Raw genomic sequence first — 18,707 nt, forward strand, 5'->3', positions numbered from 1 at the left:
TCAGGGTTCCTCAGGCTGCCGTCGCTTCGGCCTTCCGGGGCGGCGCTCCACCGTCACGGTGAATCGGCGTCCTCGTGCCGGTCAGGGGCGCGCCCGTGCCGCCCCGCCGGGCGGCGACGATCTCCGCCACGATCGACAGGGCGGTCTCCTCCGGTGTACGGGCGCCGAGGTCGAGGCCGATCGGGGAGCGCAGCCGGGCCAACTCCCGCTCGCCGACGCCTTCTTCGCGCAGCCGCCGATTGCGGTCCTCGTGGGTGCGGCGCGAGCCCATCGCGCCCACGAAGGCCACCGGCATCGCGAGGGCCGCCTTCAGCAGGGGTACGTCGAACTTCGCATCGTGGGTGAGCACGCACAGGACCGTACGGGCGTCGGTGACGGTCCGCCGAAGATAGCGGTGGGGCCAGTCGACGACGATCTCGTCGGCTTCGGGGAAGCGGGCCTGCGTGGCGAAGACGGAGCGGGCGTCGCAGACGGTCACGTGGTAGCCGAGGAACTTGCCGGCCCGCGCGAGCGCGGATGCGAAGTCGACCGCGCCGAAGACGATCATGCGCGGGGGCGGCACGTTCGACTCGACCAGCAGGGTGACGCCGCCGGGACAGTGCGAGCCGTCCTCGGCGATGTCCACCGTGCCGGTGCGCCCTGCCTCCAGCAGGGCGAGGGCCTCGGCGGTCGCCGTCCGGTCCAGGTCCGGATGGCCGCCGAGTGCGCCCTCGTACGTGCCGTCGTGTCGCACGAGCAGCGCCCGGCCCAGCAGTTCCGCCGGGCCGCGGGCGACCCGGGCGAGGGCCGCCGGTTCGCCCCGGACAGCGGCAGCCAGGGCGGATGCCAGGACCGTGCGCGCGGGCGCCAGCCCGCTCACCGGCGTGATCAGCACCTCGATCGTCCCGCCGCAGGTCAGTCCTGCGGCGAAGGCGTCCTCGCCGCTGTAGCCGAACAGGTCCGTGACACTCTCGCCCGTCCGGAGAGCCTGCCGGCACAGCTCGTACACCGCGCCTTCCACGCACCCGCCGGAGACCGAGCCGATGACGGTGCCCTCGCCGTCGACGGCGAGGGCGGCGCCGGGGCCGCGTGGCGCGCTGCCGCCCACCGCCAGCACGGTGGCTACGGCGAAGTCCCGGCCCTCCTCGACCCAGCGGAGCAACTCCTCGGCGACGTCAAGCATGTGGCGCCCCCGCGCGGATGACGCGGTCCGGCCTGATCGGCAGGTTGCGGTGGCGGACGCCGGTAGCGTGCCAGACCGCGTTGGCGATGGCGGCCGCTGCGCCCACGATGCCGACCTCGCCGATCCCCTTGATCCCGACCGGGTCCTTCGGGTCCGGGTCGTCGATCCAGTCGGCCTCGATGCGGGGGACGTCGGCGTGCGTGGCCACGTGGTAGCCCGCGAGGTCCGCTCCGACGTGTCCGCCCGAGGTCCGGTCCCGTACGGCCTCCTCGTGCAGGGCCATGGAGATGCCCCAGATCATGCCGCCCAGGAACTGCCCGCGCGCGGTGAGCGGGTTGACGATCCGGCCGGCCGCGAACATACCGAGCATGCGGCGCACGCGCACCTCGCCGGTGGCGACGTCCACGGCCACCTCGGCGAACTGCGCCCCGTAGGAGTGCCGTTCGGCCGGGGTCAGGGCGCCGATGGCCGCGGTGGTGTCCGACCGTACGGTGATGCCTTCCGGGGGGATGTCGCTGCTGAGGGCCAGCCTGTCACGCAGTTCGTCGGCCGCGATGGTGACCGCCCAGGCCCACGAGCGGGTGCCCATGGAGCCACCGGCGATCATCGCAGGTCCGAAGTCACTGTCGCCGATGCGCACATGGACGCGCTCCGGTGGCACGCGGAGTGCGTCCGCGGCGACCAGGGTGATGGCCGTACGGGCCCCGGTGCCGATGTCGGCCGCGGCGATCCGGACGGTGAAGGTGCCGTCGGTGTGGGCGGTCACGGCGGCCGTGGACGGCCCGGCGCCCGCGTGGAAGGAGGCTGCCGCCATGCCGGTGCCGAGCAGCCAGCGCCCGTCCCGGCGCAGGCCGGGACGCGGGTCCCGGTCCGCCCAGCCGAACCTGCGGGCTCCCTCCCGGTAGCAGGCGGGCAGATTGCGGCCGGCGAAGGGCAGGCCGGAGACCGGGCCCTTGTCGGGTTCGTTGCGCAGGCGCAGCTCGATGGGGTCGATCCCGCACTGCTCGGCGAGTTCGTCGAGCGCCGACTCCAGCGCGAACGAGCCCGGCGCCTCACCCGGGGCGCGCATCCACGTCGGGGTCGGCACGTCGAGCCGTACGACCCGGTTGGCGGTGTGGTGCGCGTCGGCGTCGTACATCACGCGGGCCACCGCGGCGCTCGGTTCGATGAACTCGTGCACGGTGGAGGTGAGGCTGAGGGAGCGGTGGTCCAGTGCGCGCAGCCGTCCGTCGGCGTCGGCGCCGAGCCGGACGCGCTGGGTGGTGGGGCTGCGGTAGCCGGCCAGCGAGAACATCTGACGGCGGGTCAGGATCACTCGTACGGGGCGTTGCAGGACGGTCGCGGCCATCACGGCGGCCACCTGGTGGGCGCGGACGCCCTTGCTGCCGAAGCCGCCCCCGACGTGTTCGGAGCGTACGCGCACCGAGGCCGGGTCGAGCGAGAACAGGCCGGCGAGTTCCCCGACGATCCAGGTGGCGCCCTGGTTGGAGTCGACCACCTCGAGCCGGCCGTCCTCCCAACGGGCGGTCGCCGCGTGCGGTTCCATCGGGTTGTGGTGCTCTTCGGGTGTGGTGTACTCGGCGTCCAGGACGACGGCCGATGCGGCCAGCTCGGTGTCGAGGTCGCCCTTCTCCGTCACCGCCGGCGCAAAGCTGTCCAGCGGGTAGGCGTCCGGGTGGTCGCCGGTGAAGTCGATGTCGTGGGGCTCCTGTTCGTAGTGCACCACGAGCGCCTCGGCGGCCTCCCTGGCCTGCTCGGAGGTCTCGGCGACGACCAGCGCCACCGGCCAGCCCACGTGGGGCACCCGGTCGTGCTGGAAGACGGCGCAGGTCGGGTCGGGCTTCGATCCCATCAGGCCGACGTAGTCGGTCTCGACGCGCGGGGCGTTGCGGTGGTCCAGTACGGCGAGGACGCCCGGCATGGCGAGGACGGGAGCGCTGTCGATGACGCTGATGCGGCCACGGGCGATGGTGGACAGCACCAGCCAGCCGTGCGCGAGGTCGGTGAAGGGGATCTCTCCCGCGTAGCGGGCCGCTCCGGTGACCTTGTCCCTGCCCTCCACACGGGTGTGTGCGGTGCCGACGGAGGGTGTCGGCGTGAGTGTCCCGGTGGTGACGGTGGTCATCGGGTGGCCTCCTCGGCGAGTTCGGTCAGCACGGCCACCACGAGGTTCTGCATCAGGGTCACCTTGTATCCGTTGTGGGGCAGCGGACGGGCCGCCGTCAGTTCGGCGGCGGCAGCGGCGGCGTAGGTCTCGGCGGTGGCCGGGGCACCGGTCAGGACGCGTTCGGCCGCGAGGGCCCGCCACGGCCGGGAGGCGACCGCGCCGAAGGCGAGGCGTACGTCCCGGACGACGCCGTCACGGACGTCGAGCGCGGCGGCGAGCGAGCCGATGGCGAACGCGTACGAGGCGCGTTCGCGCACCTTGCGGTAGCGGGAGTTGGCGGCGGTCGGGCTGGGCGGCAGGGTGACGCCGGTGATCAGCGCGCCCGGCGGCAGGGCGGTCTCGCGGTGCGGGGTGTCGCCGACGGGCGGATAGAACTCCGCGATGGGCAACTCGCCCGGCCCGTCCGCGGTTTCGTAGTGGACGACGGCGTCGAAGGCGGTGAGGGCGACGGCCATGTCCGAGGGGTGTACGGCCACGCAGTGGTCGGACGCGCCCAGGATCGCGTGGTTGTGGTGTTCGCCCTCGACGGCGGGGCAGCCGCTGCCCGGGACACGCTTGTTGCAGGGCTTGGTGACGTCGGTGAAGTAGGCGCAGCGGGTGCGCTGGAGCAGGTTCCCGCCGACCGTGGCCATGTTGCGCAGCTGTCCGGACGCACCGGCCAGCACGGCCTGCGCCAGCGCCGGGTAGCGCCGCCGGACTTCGGGGTGGGCGGCCAGATCGGAGTTGGTGACGGTTGCGCCGATGCGCAAGCCGCCCTCCCGCGTCGGCTCGATCTCGTCGAGCGGGAGTTCGCGGATGTCGATGAGCCGGGCGGGTCGCTCCACGCCGGCTTTCATCAGATCGACGAGGTTGGTGCCGCCGCCGAGGAAGCGCGCGTCCGGATCGGCACTGAGTACCGCGACGGCGCCGGCGACATCGGACGCCCGCTGATAGTCGAACTCCCTCATGCCACGGCCTCCTTCGTCCCCGCTTCGGGGGTGATGTCCGCCGCAGCTTCGGGGCTGATGTCCGCTCCGGCTTCGGAGTTGATGTCCACTCCGGCTTCGGGGTTGATCCTCGTCCCCTCTCCAGGGCTGGTCCGCGCTGCGGAAGCGGTGTTCGGGTCCGTCCCGGCCTCGGCCGCCCGGGCCACCGCCTCGACGATCGAGACGTACGCGCCACAGCGGCACAGGTTGCCGCTCATCCGCTCGCGGATCTCCTCGGCCGTCAGGGGTGGCGGTGCCGCGTCGGGCCGGATGTCGTCGGTGACGGCGCTCGGCCAGCCCGCCGCGTGCTCCTGGATCACCCCGATCGCGGAACAGATCTGTCCGGGCGTGCAGTAACCGCACTGGAAGCCGTCCAGTTCGAGGAAGGCCTGCTGTACCGGGTGCAACTGCTCGCCGTCGGCCAGGCCTTCGACGGTGGTGATCTCACGACCCTCGGCCGCCACGGCCAGTTGCAGGCAGGAGACGGTCCGACGGCCGTCCAGCAGGACGGTGCAGGCACCGCATTGCCCCTGGTCACAGCCCTTCTTCGAGCCGGTCAGATCGAGGCGCTCGCGCAGTGCGTCGAGCAGGGTGGTGCGGTGGTCGACGGGCAGTGTGTACTTCTCGCCGTTGATCTTCAAGGTGATGACACTGGACGTCGATAGGGCCATGAGAAGCTTCTTTCGCGTTTCCAGGACCGACGGGGTGGTCCGGCAGCCGCTGGCCGGATGCCGTGGGGGTGTGCGGTGCGGGGCTGATGCCGCGAGGGCGAGCCGAGTGCGCGCGATGCGGGGCGGAAAGTGGCAGATGCCGACTGCCGTCGGGCCGCGCCCACGGCTATCGTGGACACAACCGGACAACTGTCCGCTACCTGTGAAACGTACCGGACAGCTGTCCGGTTAGCAAGGGTCAGGTTCGGCCACGAACCCAGAAGGAGGACGAGTGCAGCAGAAGAAGGACGCACCCCTGCGCTCGGACGCGCAGCGCAACCGTGAGCGCATCCTGGACGTGGCACTCGCCGAGCTGACCCGATGTGCGGATGCCCCGCTGAGCGCGATCGCCAAGAAGGCGGGCGTCGGGCAGGGCACGTTCTACCGCAACTTCCCCAACCGCGAGGCACTCGTCCTGGAGATCTACCGCCACGAGATGCAGCAGGTCGCCGACTGCGCCGCCCAGCTGCTCGAGTCCCGGGAGCCCGAGCAGGCTCTGCGTGCCTGGATGGACCGGCTCGCCGACTTCGCCATGGCCAAGGCAGGCCTGGCCGAAGCGATACGGCAGGTCACCGGCGCACCGGGCGGCCCGGCCAAGCCGGCCCACACGCCGGTGACCTCCGCGGCGGACCTCCTGCTCCGGGCCAACGAGGAGGCCGGAACGATCCGCCCCGGAATCACCACGGACGACTTCTTCCTCGCCATCGCGGGCCTCTGGCAGCTGGACCCGCACGAGGACTGGCAGCCACGCGCCGCCCGGCTCCTCGACCTCGTCATGGACGGGCTGCGCACGGGGGCGCCCGGCCGGTGACGGCCGCGCCGCGGACCTCGGCGGCTCGTGGACGTCTCAGGCGAACTCCTCACGGACGGCGTGCGTACCGGGGCACCCGGCCGGTGACCGCCGCACTGCGCACCTCGGAGGCTCGTGGACGTGTCAGGCGAGCTCCTCGGCGGACTTCGCTCCCTGTCTCCGCAGCCACGCGACGAGGGCGGGGTGGCCGGAACGGCCGGCGGCGTCCAGCGCGGTCAGCTCGTCGTGACCGATCCAGTTGACGTCACCGCCGTGCTCCAGCAGGTAGGCGGCGCTCTGCTGCTGTCCACCGTGGCAGGCGCACCACAGCGCGTCGGCGATGTCCGCGGGGCTCGGCGGCTCGGTGTGGGGCGGGAAGTACGCGGCGACCCTGTCGGCTTCGCCCAGGGCGGCGGCCTGCCACAGAGTGGTGCGGGCACCGCGGTCCAGCAGCCGCCGGGCGGCGTTCCACTGGCCGAAGGCGACCGCGTCGGCGATCGCTGTGCCGCCGCCGATGACCCCGCCGTCGGCTTCGATGTCCGCGCCGAGGTCGAGCAGGGTGTCCAGCACGGGGACGTCGTCCGTACTGGCCGCCCAGTGCAGCGGGGTCTCGCGGTGCGGGCCGGTGAACGGTGCGTCGACGTCCGCTCCCGCCGCGACCAGAGCGGTCACGGCGTCCGGTCCGGCGGGGAAGTGGCCGGGCCAGTCGGTGACGACGTGCAAGAGGGTGCGGGAGTTGTCCGTGGTGCCCAGTCTGGCTGTGGCCAGGCCGGGGTGGGCGGCGAGCAGGTCCTGCAGTGCCGCCACGTCGCCGGTGCGGATCGCCTCGACGGCAGCGGGGGCCGGCGGCGTGGTCATGTCGAGCAGCATCGGGCTACCTCCCGGTTCACCTCAGGGGTACCACGGGCCACTGACAACCGCTGGGCCGACCGGCGGCGCGTCCGAACGGGTGACACAGGAACGCTTTTGCTCCGCTTCTCCGCATACGAGATGCGCGGGGGGAGCAGGGCTGCACATGGCCTTGGTCATCCTCACGAAACGAGAAGCCTTTGCGTCTCCGGAACACCGTCGCCGCCGCTTGCGGTGCCCTCGCCCTCACTGCCGTCCTGGCCACGCCCGCCCAGGCTGCCACCGGCGACTTCGGCTACCAGTTCATCGGCCGGAACGGCGAGCCCCAGGCGGCCACCCTCCACGACCCGGCGAGCGGCGAGTGCATCACCCTCCCCGAGGTCGCGGACCCCGGCGCCTCCGAACCCGCCTTCGCCCCGCACAACGACACCGCCGAGTTCGCCATCGTCTTCACCGGACCCGACTGCACGGGCGACTCCTGGACCCTGCGCCCCCACGGCAACCCGGCCACGGACCGTCTGAAGCTCCGCTCGGTCGTCTTCCTGCGCTGACCCACCCGCCCAGGGCCCCTGCCTGCAGGGGCCCTGCCCCGTGCTCGCGCGCTGTACTCGGGCGACCGCCGCACCCAGGCCGACGGCTCCGGTCACGGGGGCACGGAATTGCGACCGGCCGCGTGCAGCGGAATATGGATCTCGTGGTGTTTCAGGCCATCGTCGAGGCAGCCGTCACATCGGCCGACGGGATCGGTGTACCCATGGTGGCCTCTCCTCCACTGGGGGCACCGAGGCGAACAGGAGATCTTCGACATGCCCGTAGCAGACGCCGAGGTACCGGTACTGATCGTCGGTGGCGGGCCGGTCGGACTCACCGCCCGAGCACTGCTGGAACGCTGGGGCGTACGGACACTCCTGGTCGAGAAACGCCGTGAGCTGTCACCTTTTCCCCGGTCCCGGCTCGTCAACGTGCGCTCGATGGAGATCTACCGCCAGCTGGGACTAGCGGTCCGGATCAAGGACGCCGCGTTCGCACCGGAGTACGGCCGCGTCCGCTTCCGGGACACGCTGCACGGCCACGAGTTCGCCACAGCGGCGATGGTCGGGGTCAACGCGCCGGTTCCGCAGAGCCCCGTGATCGGCGCGGTCACCTCGCAGGATCGCCTGGAGCCCCTGCTGCTGGCCGCCGCCGAGGCACCGGTGCGGTTCGGGGTCGAGCTGATCGGCCTGACCGAGGAAGCCGACGGCGTCGTCGCCCTGCTCGTCGACCGCCAGAGCGGTGAGGAGACACGCCTGCGTGCCCGCTGTGTCCTCGCCGCGGACGGCGCGAACTCCACCGTCCGGCAGCTGCTGGGAATCGACACCGCCGGCCCCGGAGCGCTGGGCGACTTCACCACCGTCGTGTTCGACGCCGACCTCACCCGCTGGTGCGCCGGCCAGCCCGCCGGGGTCTACTTCACCTCGCACGGATCGTTCGCCCCGCTCTACCCCGAAGGAGGCTGGGCCTGGTTCGGGCCCACGCCGGACGACGCTGCGCGCGCAGACTGGGCGCAGGTCGTCTCGCGAGCCCTCGGCCCCGACGCCGACGTACAGGCCCGTGTCCTGCGGGTTCAGCACTGGGTGATGAACGCGTTCGTCGCCGAACGCCTCGGCCGGGGCCGGGTCCTGCTGGCCGGCGACGCCGCGCACGCGCTCCCCATCATCGGCGGCCTCGGCATGAACACCGGCATCGCCGATGTGCACAACCTCTGCTGGAAACTGGCGGGTGTGCTCCACGGGTGGGCCGAACCCGGCCTGCTGGAAACCTACGAGGCCGAACGGCACCCCGTCGCCCAGGAGACGCTGCGCCAGACGGTGGCCAACACCCACCTCATGGTCCAGGCGCTGAACCGGCGCCGCGCACAGCTCCAGGCCGGCGATACAGCGTCGCCCCAGGTCGAACTACCCTGGTCCGAACGGTACTTCGCCCAACTCGGTCTGGTGCTGGGTGTCGCCTACGACTCTGCCGCGGTCCTCGGCGACGGCACCCCGCCCGAGCCGTCCGACAGGGGCACGGACTACGTCCCCACCGCGGAGCCGGGCCATCGCATGCCGCACCTCTGGCTCACGGACGACCGCTCCACGCTCGACGCGTTCGGCGAGTGGTTCACTTTGCTCACCCCGGACCCCTCCCACTGGGAGCAACAGACCGGCGCATCATGGCCGTTGCGCATCGAGCCCCTTCCCGACGAGTACGGCGACCTCTGTGGCCTCCGCCCGCGCGGGGCACTGCTCGTCCGGCCCGACGGCCACATCGGCGCCCGCTGGCACGACGGTCCGTCGGGCGATGCCGTCCTCGACCACGCGCTCGCCTCGATCGCCCGCGCGGCGCCCGCCTGATGGGCCTGCGCCCCACGCCGGCGAGGGCTGCCGATTCCGTGGCGCCCGGACGCCGTCGGTCCGTCTTCCTCTCCCGGGGTCAAAGAGTCAGCGACAGCGCGGCGGCCACACCGCCCAGGCCCAAGGCGAACGCGGCTTCGCCCCAGCCGCCCGTACCCCAGCGGAAGAACCGGTCGACGGCGAGGCTTCCGGGGCCGATGGCCGCGACGGCCAGGGCGACCACGGCGATGGCGACGTTGTACTCCACGCCGCCGTCCGCGTCCCACAGCCCATGGGCTGCGGTGACGGTCGCCATGGCGTTGATCATCACGCCGATCAGGGCGGCGGCCGCCAGTGGAGTGAGCAGTCCGAGGGCCAGGCCCAGGCCACCCAGGAATTCGGACAGGCCGCCGATCAGCGCGAAGAGCTTGCCCGGGCGGTACCCGAGGGTCGCGAACGCCTGGCCGGTCGCCGTCAGGCCGCCTCCCCCGAAGATCCCGAACAGTTTCTGAGCGCCGTGCGCGGCCATCACCAGTCCGAAGCTGAGCCGGAGGAGCAGAAGGCCCCAGTCGGCGGCGGACGACGCCGGTCCGCCGGTGACCCGCGCGTGTGATCCCGAAGGACCTGAAGGACGGCGCCTGATGCGTTTCGTATCCATGTCAATGCTCCGGTAGGAACGCCGGAACGGGCGTCATCCCCAGCTCGGGCGGACGCCGAGACACCGGCGGGCGGTGAGCCCCGCGCTTCCTCGCAGAGCATGGACCACCACTGCCGATCCTTCCGCTACGACCATGATCATGCATCTGGGCGCGGACCCGACCCCCGATGGGGCAAGGCGGTAGCCTGCTCGTGAGGGCAGCCATGGCCGATGAGGTGCGGATCCGGCTCCTCGGCGGTTTCGCCGTGGCGGTCGCGGACCGCCCCGTCGCCGCCGGGGCGTGGCGGCTGCGCAAGGCCCGAAGCGTGCTGAAGCTGCTGTGCCTGTCGCCCGGCCACCGGATGCACCGGGATCAGCTCTACGACCTTCTGTGGCCGGACCTCGACCGGACGGCCGCGTCGAACAACCTGCACCAGGTGCTGCACGCTGTGCGCCATGCGCTGTCCTCCACGGGAGCGCCGGGCGACGTCGTCGTGCTCCGCGACGACATGGTGCTGCTCGGCCCCGACGGCCGGGTGCGGATCGACCTCGACGAGTTCGACGAGGCGGCGCGGCGGGCCTCGAACGGGGGCCGCGCCGCGGACTACCGTGCCGCGCTCGCCCTGGTCGGCCCCGGGCTGCTGCCCGAGGACCGGTACGAGCCCTGGGCGACCGAGGCGAACGAGGCGCTGGAGACCCGGCAGACGGCCCTCCGGCTCGGGCTGGCCGAAGCACTCGAGCACGATCACCACTCTGCCGAGGCCATCGACGTCCTGCGGTCACTCATCGCCGACGACCCGCTGCACGAGCCCGCCCACCGGGCGCTGATGCGGGTCCTGGCCGACGCCGGGCGACGCCGGGAGGCGCTGTCCGCCTACGAGCGGCTGCGGGACGCACTGCGCCGTGACACCGGCGCGGACCCCGACCCGCAGACGCGCCGCCTCTACCGTGCGCTGCTCGCCGACTCGGTCGAGGCGCCGGCAGAGCAGCCGGAGTCCCCGAGGCGCCATCTGCCGGTGCCGGCGACGGCTCTCGTCGGCCGGGAGCGCGAGATGGCCGAGGTGGAGGCGTTGCTCGGGCGGAGCAGGCTGCTGACCCTCACCGGCGCCGGCGGCTGCGGGAAGACCCGGCTCGCGCTCGCCGTGGCGGCCCGCCGGGACGACCGCTTCCGGGACGGGGCCTGGTTCGTGGACCTCGCCGGGCTGGCGGAACCGCACCTCGTGCCCGAGGCGGTCGCCGCCGCCCTGGAACTGCAGCTCCCGCCGTCCGGAACGGGCCGGGAAGCGCTCGTCGCCCAGCTCGGCGGCCGGGAGATGCTGCTGGTGCTGGACAACTGCGAGCACCTGATCGACGCGTGCGCCGCCCTGGCCTCGAAGGTCCTGTCCGGCTGCCCGGGCGTGCACATCCTCGCGACCAGCCGGGAGCCGTTGCGCAGCTACGGGGAACGCACGTTCAGGGTGCCCTCCCTCGAGCTGCCGGATCCGCATCGGCTGCCGCCCGTGGCGGAACTGGGCCGCTTCGCCTCCGTACGGCTGTTCGTGGAGCGGGCTGCCGACGCGGCCCCCGATTTCCGGCTGGCCCCCGGGAACGCGGAGGCCGTAGCGCAGATCTGTTTCCGGCTCGACGGGATGCCCCTGGCCCTGGAGCTGGCGGCGGCCCGGGTGCCCGTGCTGGCCCCGCGCCAGATCGCCGAACGGCTCGACGACGCCCTGGCTCTGCTCGGGCGGGGCAGCCGGCGCGGTGTGACCCGCCAGGAGACCCTGCTGGCCACCTTGGAGTGGAGCCATCGGCTGCTCGACGAGGAGGAACGGCGCCTGTTCCGCCGGCTCGCCGTCTTCGCGGGCGGGTTCTCCCTGGCCGCGGCGGAGGAGGTGTGCGCCGACGGCATGTCCGACAGCTCGGTGCTGGACCTGCTGGGGCGGCTGGCCGACAAGTCCCTGGTGCTGGCGGAGCCCCGGCAGGACGAGGTCCGCTACCGGCTGCTGGAGACGATCCGCCAGTACGCCATGGACCGGCTGCGGGCCGCCGGGGAACTGGCCGCCACCGAGTCCAGGCACCGGTGTTTCTATCTGGCACTCGCCGAGGCGCGGGACCGCGAGGCGCCCACCGGCGTTTCGGGGGCGCCGTCGCTGGAGTTGGAGGCCGACTACGGCAATCTCCGGGCCGCCCTGCGCTCGTTCCTGCGCCACGAACCGGAGAGCGCGCTGCGGCTGGCCGTGGCCCTGCGGTCGTTCTGGCCGGAACGGGGGCGCCTCGCCGAGGGCCGGCGCTGGCTGGAGGACGCGCTGGCCGCCGCACCGGAGCCCACCCCGCAGCGGGCCAGAGCGCTGATGGGACGGGCCGTGCTGGCGATCCGCCTCGGTGACAGCGCCTCGCTGGAGGACATCGCCGAGCAGATCGTCGGGATCCACCAGCGGCGGCCGGACCCGGCGGCGCTGGCGTCCGCGCACTGTCAGCAGGCGGTCCTGCTCTGGATGGGCGGCGCCTGGGACCGCGCCCGCACCGCTCTGGACCTGGCCCGCGCCCTCGCGCGCGACGCGGGCGCCCCCTCGGTCCTCGCCGCCGCCGCGCACCTCGCCGGAGTCTGGGCCGTCTGCCGTGGCGAGGGCTCGGTGGCGCGCGCGGCCTACCGGGAGAGTCTCCGGATGCTGGAGGACGTCGACGCCGAGAGCGCCCCGTTCTTCCCGGTCATGACACCGGGGTACGCGGTCGAGGCCGACGCGGCGGGGCAGGTGTCTCTGTTCTACGAGGAGACGGTGCTCGTCGGCCGCGCGGTCGGCCCTTCCCGCGCCCGCGGCTACGCCCTGGCGAATCTGGCGTGGGCGAGCCGGCTCGACGGCAACACCGACGCCGCCGCCCTGGCGGCCGAAGGCAGCGTCGACTGCTTCCGCGCGCTCGCCGACCCGCACGGCGAGTCCCTGGCCCTCAACACGCTCGGCAACCTCCACCGCTGCCGGGGCGACCGCGACGCGGCACGGACCCACCTCGACGCGGCGCTTGCGATCAGGCGCCGGCTCGGCGACCGCCGGGAGGAAGGCATCACGCTCGGCTGCCTCGGACTGCTCCATCTCGCCGACGGCGACGCGGAGAGCGCACAGGCCGTCCTCTCCGGCGTCCTCGCGGGCTTCGAGGAGACCGATGACGTCCCGGGCATCACCAACACCCTGCTCCACCTCGGGCTCGTGGCACGGGCCGCCGGAGACACGGCACGAGCACGCACGCTGCTGACGCGCGCGCAGCGCCTGGAGCATGTCGCCGGGTCGACCTGCGCCGTCGCCTGGGTGGCCCTCATGCTGGCCCGGCTCCAGCGGCAGGCGGGCGACAGCGGAGCCGCCGAGGCGACGGCCGCTCGGGCCGGTGCCCTCTTCACCCGCCTCGGCGACACCCGAGGCCCTGCCGTCCTGCGGCGCACGCTGCCACCGACGACCGCCTCCAAAGCCGCTGCTGAGTGAGTGCTAAGAGGGGCTGCCTACGGTCCTGACATCAGCGCAAGCACGCACACCGAGGAGCCGACCATGTCGATCGACACGGCAAAGGGCATCCTGGGGGACGCCACCGTCGCCGAGCTGGAAGCAATCCTGCGCGGCACCGTCGTCCGCCCTGGCGACGCCGAGTACGACCAGGCCCGCGCGGTCTGGAACGGGGCCCACGACAAGCATCCGGCGCTGATCGTGCGCTGCGCCGGGACCGCGGACGTGATGCGCGCCGTCGAGTTCGCACGCAGCCAGGACCTGCTCGTCGCCGTGCGCGGCGGCGGCCACAGCATCGCCGGGTTCTCGACCTGCGAGGACGGCATCGTCATCGACCTGTCGCCCATGAAGGGCGCCCTGGTGGATCCCGTACGGCGCCGGGTGGTCGCCCAGGCCGGCCTGACCTGGGGCGACCTCGACCATGAGACCCAGGCGTTCGGCCTGGCCGTGACCGGCGGTCTGGTCTCCACGACCGGGATCGCCGGGTTCACGCTGGGCGGCGGAGTGGGCTGGCTGCTGCGCCGGCACGGTCTGGCCTCCGACAACCTGACGGCGGCCGAGGTCGTCACCGCGGACGGCCGCGTGCTGCGCGCCGACCCGCATGAACACCCCGACCTCTTCTGGGCCCTGCGGGGCGGCGGCGGCAACTTCGGTGTCGTGACCTCGCTCGAGTACCAGCTTCACCCGGTCGGACCGCAGGTCCTGGCGGGCCTGATCGTCTATCCGCTGCAGGAGGCCCGGCAGGTGGTCACGGGCTGGCGTGAGCTGACCGCCCACCTGCCCGACGAGCTGACGACGCTGGTCAACCTGACCACCGCACCTCCCCTGCCCTTCCTGCCCCCGGAGGTCCACGGCACCCGCATCGCGGTGCTGGTCGGCATGTACGCGGGCGATCCCGCGGCCGGCGAGGCGGCCGTCGGTCCGCTGCGCACGCTGGGGACACCCATCGCCGACCTCATGGGCCCCATGCCGTACACGGCCATGCAGTCCCTGCTCGACCCGCTGTGGACGGCCGGCGCCCACAACTACTTCACGTCGGCGTTCATCGAGCCGTCCGACACCGCACTCGACGCCGTGCTGCGCCACCACCTGACGACACCGACGCCGTTCAGCGAACTGCATCTGCACCACCTGGGCGGCGCCTTCGCCCGCGTGCCCGCCGAGGCAACGGCCTTCAGCCAGCGGGACCCGAGCGTGCTGTGCAACGTGATCGCGCGCTCCCCCGACGCCACGGCGTTCGACGCGCACGTCGCCTGGGCCCGCGACGCCCGCGAGGAGATCGCCCGTCACGGCCGCGGGACCATGTACGTCAACTTCACCGGCGACGCCGCCGAGGACAAGGTGCGCGCCTCCTACCCCGAGGCGGTTCACCAACGGCTGGTGAGGGTCAAGGACGCGTACGATCCCACGAATCTGTTCCGTCTCAACCAGAACATACGTCCCTCCACCGGCGCGTGACCGACCGCTCGGATCGCCCCGTCGGGCGGCTGCGGACATGCGCTTCGAACGTACGGTGCGGCACCGACGACGAGGTCCGGGGCGGCCGGGCAGCCGTCAGTCGACGGAGTCCATGAAGCTCAGCATCCTGCGGTTGATCTCGTCCGCGTGGTCGATCTGGGGGCCGTGGCCGGTGTGGGTGATGATGTCCGCCCGGGCGCCCGGCACCAGGCGCGGGACGCGCTCGACCTGCCGGTGCGGGTGCACGAGCAGGCTTCGCTTGCCGAGCACCAGGTAGAGCGGGGTGCGGATGCTGGACAGTTCGTCCTCGGACAGGGGCTGCGGGACGGGGCGGCGGATGCGGTAGGCACGCACACCGGTCCTGACCATGGTGCGCAGCTCCGGCACGACGAGGACCGGCTGTTCCAGCCAGGCGGCCAGGCGTGGGCGCAGTGCCTTGGGTGCGAAGGTCGCGAAGAGGCTGACGAAGATCCAGACGAAGAAGCGCAGGCCGACCTTCTCCAGGCCGCCGGGGTCGAGCAGGGTGACCGAGGCGAGGCGGTCGGCCCTGCGGTGCGCCTGGTTCACGGCGAGCCATCCGCCGTAGGAGGAGCCGACCAGGTGCACGCGGTCGAGCCCGAGCCCGGCGAGTGTCTCGTCCAGCCACTGTGCGGCGCGTTCGGGTTCGTGGATGGGCTCGCGCTGGACGCTGCGTCCGGGATCCCCGGGGGTGTCGATCGCGTAGACCGGGCGGTCGGCGCTGAGTGCAGGGGTGTTGGGGTACCACATGGCGGAGCACGAGCCCGCTCCGTGCACCAGGACCACCGGGGTGCGTGTCCGGGCGGCCGGGTCCGCGGGGCCGTACCGGTAGACGTGCGTGGTGCCGAACGACGTCTCCACGTCCGTTTCCGCGACGGTGGGCGCGCCCAGGGCATAGAGCACGTCACAGGCCTCGAAGTAGCGGTCGCGCCAGGCATCGCTCACGTAACGGCCGACATCGGCCCGGGCGCGGGTCACGGTCTGGGACACGGTCACCTCCTGCTGTGGACTCTTTGTGGTACGAACGTATCACATTGTTGGTACAGCTGTATCATCAGGGGGTCGGGGTGGCCCGACCAGCGGAAACAGCGAGCGGAGGAGCGGTCGATGCCCAAGCGCGTGGACCACACAGAGCGGCGCAACGAGATCGCCGAGGCACTCCTTCGGGTGGCGGCGCGGCGCGGGCTGCACGCCGTGGGCATGCGTGACGTGGCCGCGGAGGCGGGTGTGTCACTGCGGCTGGTGCAGTACTACTTCGAGACCAAGGAGAAGCTGCTGCTCTACGGGCTGCAGCAACTGGCCGAGGGATTCGGGGAGCGGGTCACGGCGCGCGTGCGGGCCGCCGGCGACGATCCGGGGCCGCGGGCGGTGATCGAGGCCATGCTGATGGCGGCGCTTCCGACCGACGAGGAGAGCCGTACCTTCCACCTCGTCTACACCTCGTACGCCGTTCTCTCCGTCACCGACCAGGCGCTCGCCGCTCAGCCCTTCATCAACAACCCCGATGCCGCCCAGAGCGCGCTGACCGCCCTCCTCCGGCAGGCCCAGGAGAGCGGCCTCGTCCGGCCCGGCCTCGATGCACAGCTGGAAGCCGTCGGCCTGCTCGCCATGTCCGCAGGGCTGGGCACCAGCATCCTGGTCGGCCAGCGCAGCCCGGAGGCGGCCACGAAGGTCCTGGACCACCACCTGGACCGGATCTTCACAGCCCCACCGCACGCCTGCTGAGTCCCTGTCAGGAGTGATCGCGCACGAGACCGCCACGACGAACGCCCGGCGGGGGCCAAACGGCAGACGCCTCGGTCATGCACCTGGGGCGTCCTGCGGCCGCTCGCCCTCCGCCTGGGACGGTTCGGTCCTGGGGACGTCCGGGTGTTGCTCCACACCCCGCTCGGCCGGCTCGTCGCGCTCGCCCTCGGCCTGGGAGGGAGTACGCGAGTACAGATAGTCGTCGTAATCCGAGGCTCCGGTTTTCATGATGGGCCCCTTTGCTCGCTCACCTTCCATCATCCTCCAGGAGCGCCGCTCGGACAAAGAGGGAATTGATTGCGGGGACTCTCAGCTATTTCGCCGGCGAAAGGAAGGCGGATATCCAAGATCGAGCGAGCTGATGTCGGCCCTGTTCCTCTGCCGGCCGTCTGGACCTTTTCGGTCCCACCGGGCACCGTACAGCGTCGGATAACACTGCTCCTAACACTGCTCCCCCAACGACCGAGGGCCGTCCACATGTCGATCGCACCAGCTGTCCCTCGTCTGGCCGCATCAGCCGCGGGACTCCTGCTCGTCACCGCGCAGTCGGCACCAGCGTCCGCCGCCCCCGCGCCCCGCTCGGCCGCCGCGATGACGGCGTCCGCCACCTGGTCGGCACCCCTGTCGACCCAAGGCCGCTACATAGTCGACAGCCAGGGCAACCGGTTCCGGCTGAAGGCGGCCAACTGGGACGGTGCACAAGGGTCCTGGACGGGCAGCGGAAGCATCACCGACCCCGCCAACCATCACGCCGGCCAGAACTCCTCCGGCATTCCGCTCGGCCTCGACCGCGTTCCGCTGGACGGTCTCCTCGCCGACTTCCATGAGCTGGGGATCAACACCATCCGGCTGCCGTTCTCCAACGAGATGATCCACGGTACGACGCCGGTCCCCGACGCCGCTGTCGGTGCCAACCCGCAGCTGCGGGGCAGGACGGCCCTGCAGATCTACGACGCCGTCGTCAGTGCGCTCAGCCGGAGCGGATTCGCCGTCATCCTCAACAACCACACCAACACGTCCCGGTGGTGCTGCGGGATCGACGGCAACGAGCGGTGGAACAGCGGGCAGTCCACACAGCAGTGGGCGGACGACTGGGTGTTCATGGCCCGCCGTTACGCCGCCGTCCCCCGCGTGGTCGGCGCCGACCTGTACAACGAGGTCCGACGTGACGTCCTGGACGACCCCAACTGGGGCCTGGGCGACGGCCATGACTGGTATGCCGCCGCCCAGCTCGCCGCCGACCGGATTCTCACCGAGGCCAACCCCCGTCTGCTCATCGTCATCGAGGGCATCAACTGGACCGGCATACCCGTCGACGGGCTCCCGCACGGCCGGCCGGTGCTCACCCCAGTCCGCACCCTCTCGCACACCCTGGTCGATGCACACAAGCTGGTCTACTCCGCCCACTTCTACGGCTACACCGGCCCCCATCACAGCGGCGCCACCGGCATGGGCGAGACCCACGATCCCCGGTACCAGGACCTGACCCGCGAGCAGCTGAACGCGGCTCTCGATGACGAGGCGTTCTTCGTCGAGGAGACCGGTCGGCACTACACCGCACCTGTCTGGGTCAGCGAGTTCGGCATCGGCAGCGGCGAGACGAACACGGCGGCCCGCACCTGGTTCCGCAACGTCACCGACTACTTCGTCGGCCACGACGCCGACTTCGCGTACTGGCCGCTGGTCGGCTTCGCGGGACACGACGACTGGGCGCTGCTGCGCTACGACACCGCAGGGCAGCGCTCCGGCATCCTCGACTCCGGCGACTGGCGCAGTGCGGCCTGGCAGCACCTGATGTCGGCGCCGAGCACGGGCGGTCCCGTGGTGGCCGTCCCGGTCTGGCGCATGCTCAGCACCGACCACGGGGACGCGGTGGAGTCCCTGCGGGTGCGGGCCGCGGGAGACTGGGATCCGGGGGCGTACAAGGCCGCCTGCCCGGACGGGTTGCGGCTGATCGGCCTGAGCCACACCGCCGGTCGCGGTCTGTGCACCGACAGCGGTGCGGGAGAGCTGCGGGCCCTCGACGCGGGACAGACGGTCGTCGTTGACGAGCGCTACGTTCCCCCGGGCGGCGACTGGGCGTCGGGGTACACCAAACTGCAGTGCCCGCCGGGCAGTTTCCTGATCGGGTACAGCCTGCGGGGGGAACGTGTGTCGGCGGCCTTGTGCGCGCCGGGTCGCATCCCGCTGTCGGGAACGGGACACACCGTGTGGTTCGACCGGTCCGACAACCGTCCCGCCGGTGCGGCGGGCGGCGACTTCGCCTACGGCGACTACAAGGGACAGTGCGCGGAGAGCGAGTACGCCGCCGGGATCGCCTTCACCACCCGGTTCGGCAGCCGTCCGGGGCCCGATGCCCTGCTGTGCCGGACCTTGCCCTGACC

The 18,707-nt window shown here is 72.2% G+C and carries 14 protein-coding genes and 1 pseudogene; 7 read left to right on the forward strand and 8 right to left on the reverse strand.

The window, feature by feature from the left end; translation table 11 throughout:
* Window positions 1-10 precede the first annotated feature (10 nt).
* From ACZ5DS_RS34920 to ACZ5DS_RS34935, 4 genes and pseudogenes are all read right to left on the reverse strand, one after another.
* Window positions 11-1,162 (reverse strand): XdhC family protein, encoded by a 1,152-nt coding sequence (locus ACZ5DS_RS34920; RefSeq protein ID WP_468246613.1) that lies wholly within the window; start codon window positions 1,160-1,162, stop codon window positions 11-13.
* Window positions 1,155-3,287, reverse strand: a complete 2,133-nt coding sequence (locus ACZ5DS_RS34925) for a xanthine dehydrogenase family protein molybdopterin-binding subunit (protein ID WP_468246616.1) — start codon at window positions 3,285-3,287, stop codon at window positions 1,155-1,157. The genes ACZ5DS_RS34920 and ACZ5DS_RS34925 overlap by 8 nt, the downstream gene beginning before the upstream one ends.
* On the reverse strand, window positions 3,284-4,276 hold the full coding sequence (locus ACZ5DS_RS34930; RefSeq protein WP_468246618.1) for an FAD binding domain-containing protein: 993 nt from the start codon (window positions 4,274-4,276) through the stop codon (window positions 3,284-3,286). The genes ACZ5DS_RS34925 and ACZ5DS_RS34930 overlap by 4 nt, the downstream gene beginning before the upstream one ends.
* Before the next feature lie 164 nt (window positions 4,277-4,440).
* Window positions 4,441-4,965, reverse strand: a pseudogene (locus ACZ5DS_RS34935) ((2Fe-2S)-binding protein); the annotation flags it as partial.
* Window positions 4,966-5,236: 271 nt separating this feature from the next.
* Between ACZ5DS_RS34935 and ACZ5DS_RS34940 the strand changes: the two are divergent.
* Window positions 5,237-5,815 carry a TetR/AcrR family transcriptional regulator gene (locus ACZ5DS_RS34940; protein WP_468246621.1) on the forward strand — a complete coding sequence of 193 codons (579 nt, stop codon included), beginning with the start codon at window positions 5,237-5,239 and terminating at the stop codon, window positions 5,813-5,815.
* A 123-nt stretch (window positions 5,816-5,938) separates the two neighbouring features.
* On the opposite strand, the gene ACZ5DS_RS34945 is transcribed toward ACZ5DS_RS34940, so the two are convergent.
* On the reverse strand, window positions 5,939-6,652 hold the full coding sequence (locus ACZ5DS_RS34945) for an ankyrin repeat domain-containing protein (protein ID WP_468246623.1): 714 nt from the start codon (window positions 6,650-6,652) through the stop codon (window positions 5,939-5,941).
* A 191-nt stretch (window positions 6,653-6,843) separates the two neighbouring features.
* On the opposite strand from ACZ5DS_RS34945, the gene ACZ5DS_RS34950 reads away from it, so the two are divergent.
* Both ACZ5DS_RS34950 and ACZ5DS_RS34955 read left to right on the forward strand, forming a co-directional pair.
* A complete protein-coding gene (locus ACZ5DS_RS34950) occupies window positions 6,844-7,194 on the forward strand; it encodes a hypothetical protein (protein ID WP_468246626.1) in 351 nt (116 codons plus the stop codon).
* Between the two features lie 255 nt (window positions 7,195-7,449).
* Window positions 7,450-9,015, forward strand: a complete 1,566-nt coding sequence (locus ACZ5DS_RS34955) for an FAD-dependent monooxygenase (RefSeq protein ID WP_468246629.1) — start codon at window positions 7,450-7,452, stop codon at window positions 9,013-9,015.
* Between the two features lie 79 nt (window positions 9,016-9,094).
* Here the strand turns inward: ACZ5DS_RS34955 and ACZ5DS_RS34960 are convergent, their stop codons facing one another.
* Window positions 9,095-9,652 carry a DoxX family membrane protein gene (locus ACZ5DS_RS34960; protein ID WP_468246631.1) on the reverse strand — a complete coding sequence of 186 codons (558 nt, stop codon included), beginning with the start codon at window positions 9,650-9,652 and terminating at the stop codon, window positions 9,095-9,097.
* A gap of 203 nt (window positions 9,653-9,855) precedes the next feature.
* Between ACZ5DS_RS34960 and ACZ5DS_RS34965 the strand changes: the two genes are divergently transcribed.
* Window positions 9,856-13,083 (forward strand): BTAD domain-containing putative transcriptional regulator, encoded by a 3,228-nt coding sequence (locus tag ACZ5DS_RS34965; RefSeq protein WP_468246634.1) that lies wholly within the window; start codon window positions 9,856-9,858, stop codon window positions 13,081-13,083.
* Window positions 13,084-13,146: 63 nt separating this feature from the next.
* Entirely contained in the window at window positions 13,147-14,559 is a 1,413-nt protein-coding gene (locus ACZ5DS_RS34970; protein ID WP_468246637.1) for an FAD-binding oxidoreductase, read from the forward strand.
* A 96-nt stretch (window positions 14,560-14,655) separates the two neighbouring features.
* On the opposite strand, the gene ACZ5DS_RS34975 is transcribed toward ACZ5DS_RS34970, so the two are convergent.
* Window positions 14,656-15,573 (reverse strand): alpha/beta fold hydrolase, encoded by a 918-nt coding sequence (locus tag ACZ5DS_RS34975; RefSeq protein ID WP_468246639.1) that lies wholly within the window; start codon window positions 15,571-15,573, stop codon window positions 14,656-14,658.
* 111 nt (window positions 15,574-15,684) lie between these two features.
* On the opposite strand from ACZ5DS_RS34975, the gene ACZ5DS_RS34980 reads away from it, so the two are divergent.
* A complete protein-coding gene (locus ACZ5DS_RS34980) occupies window positions 15,685-16,302 on the forward strand; it encodes a TetR/AcrR family transcriptional regulator (protein WP_468246642.1) in 618 nt (205 codons plus the stop codon).
* Window positions 16,303-16,377: 75 nt separating this feature from the next.
* Here the strand turns inward: ACZ5DS_RS34980 and ACZ5DS_RS34985 are convergent, their stop codons facing one another.
* Window positions 16,378-16,551, reverse strand: a complete 174-nt coding sequence (locus tag ACZ5DS_RS34985) for a hypothetical protein (protein ID WP_468246644.1) — start codon at window positions 16,549-16,551, stop codon at window positions 16,378-16,380.
* Between the two features lie 249 nt (window positions 16,552-16,800).
* On the opposite strand from ACZ5DS_RS34985, the gene ACZ5DS_RS34990 reads away from it, so the two are divergent.
* Entirely contained in the window at window positions 16,801-18,705 is a 1,905-nt protein-coding gene (locus ACZ5DS_RS34990) for a glycoside hydrolase family 5 protein (RefSeq protein ID WP_468246646.1), read from the forward strand.
* Window positions 18,706-18,707: the final 2 nt, after the last annotated feature.

The sequence above is a fragment of the Streptomyces sp. NPDC031100 genome (assembly GCF_055570785.1).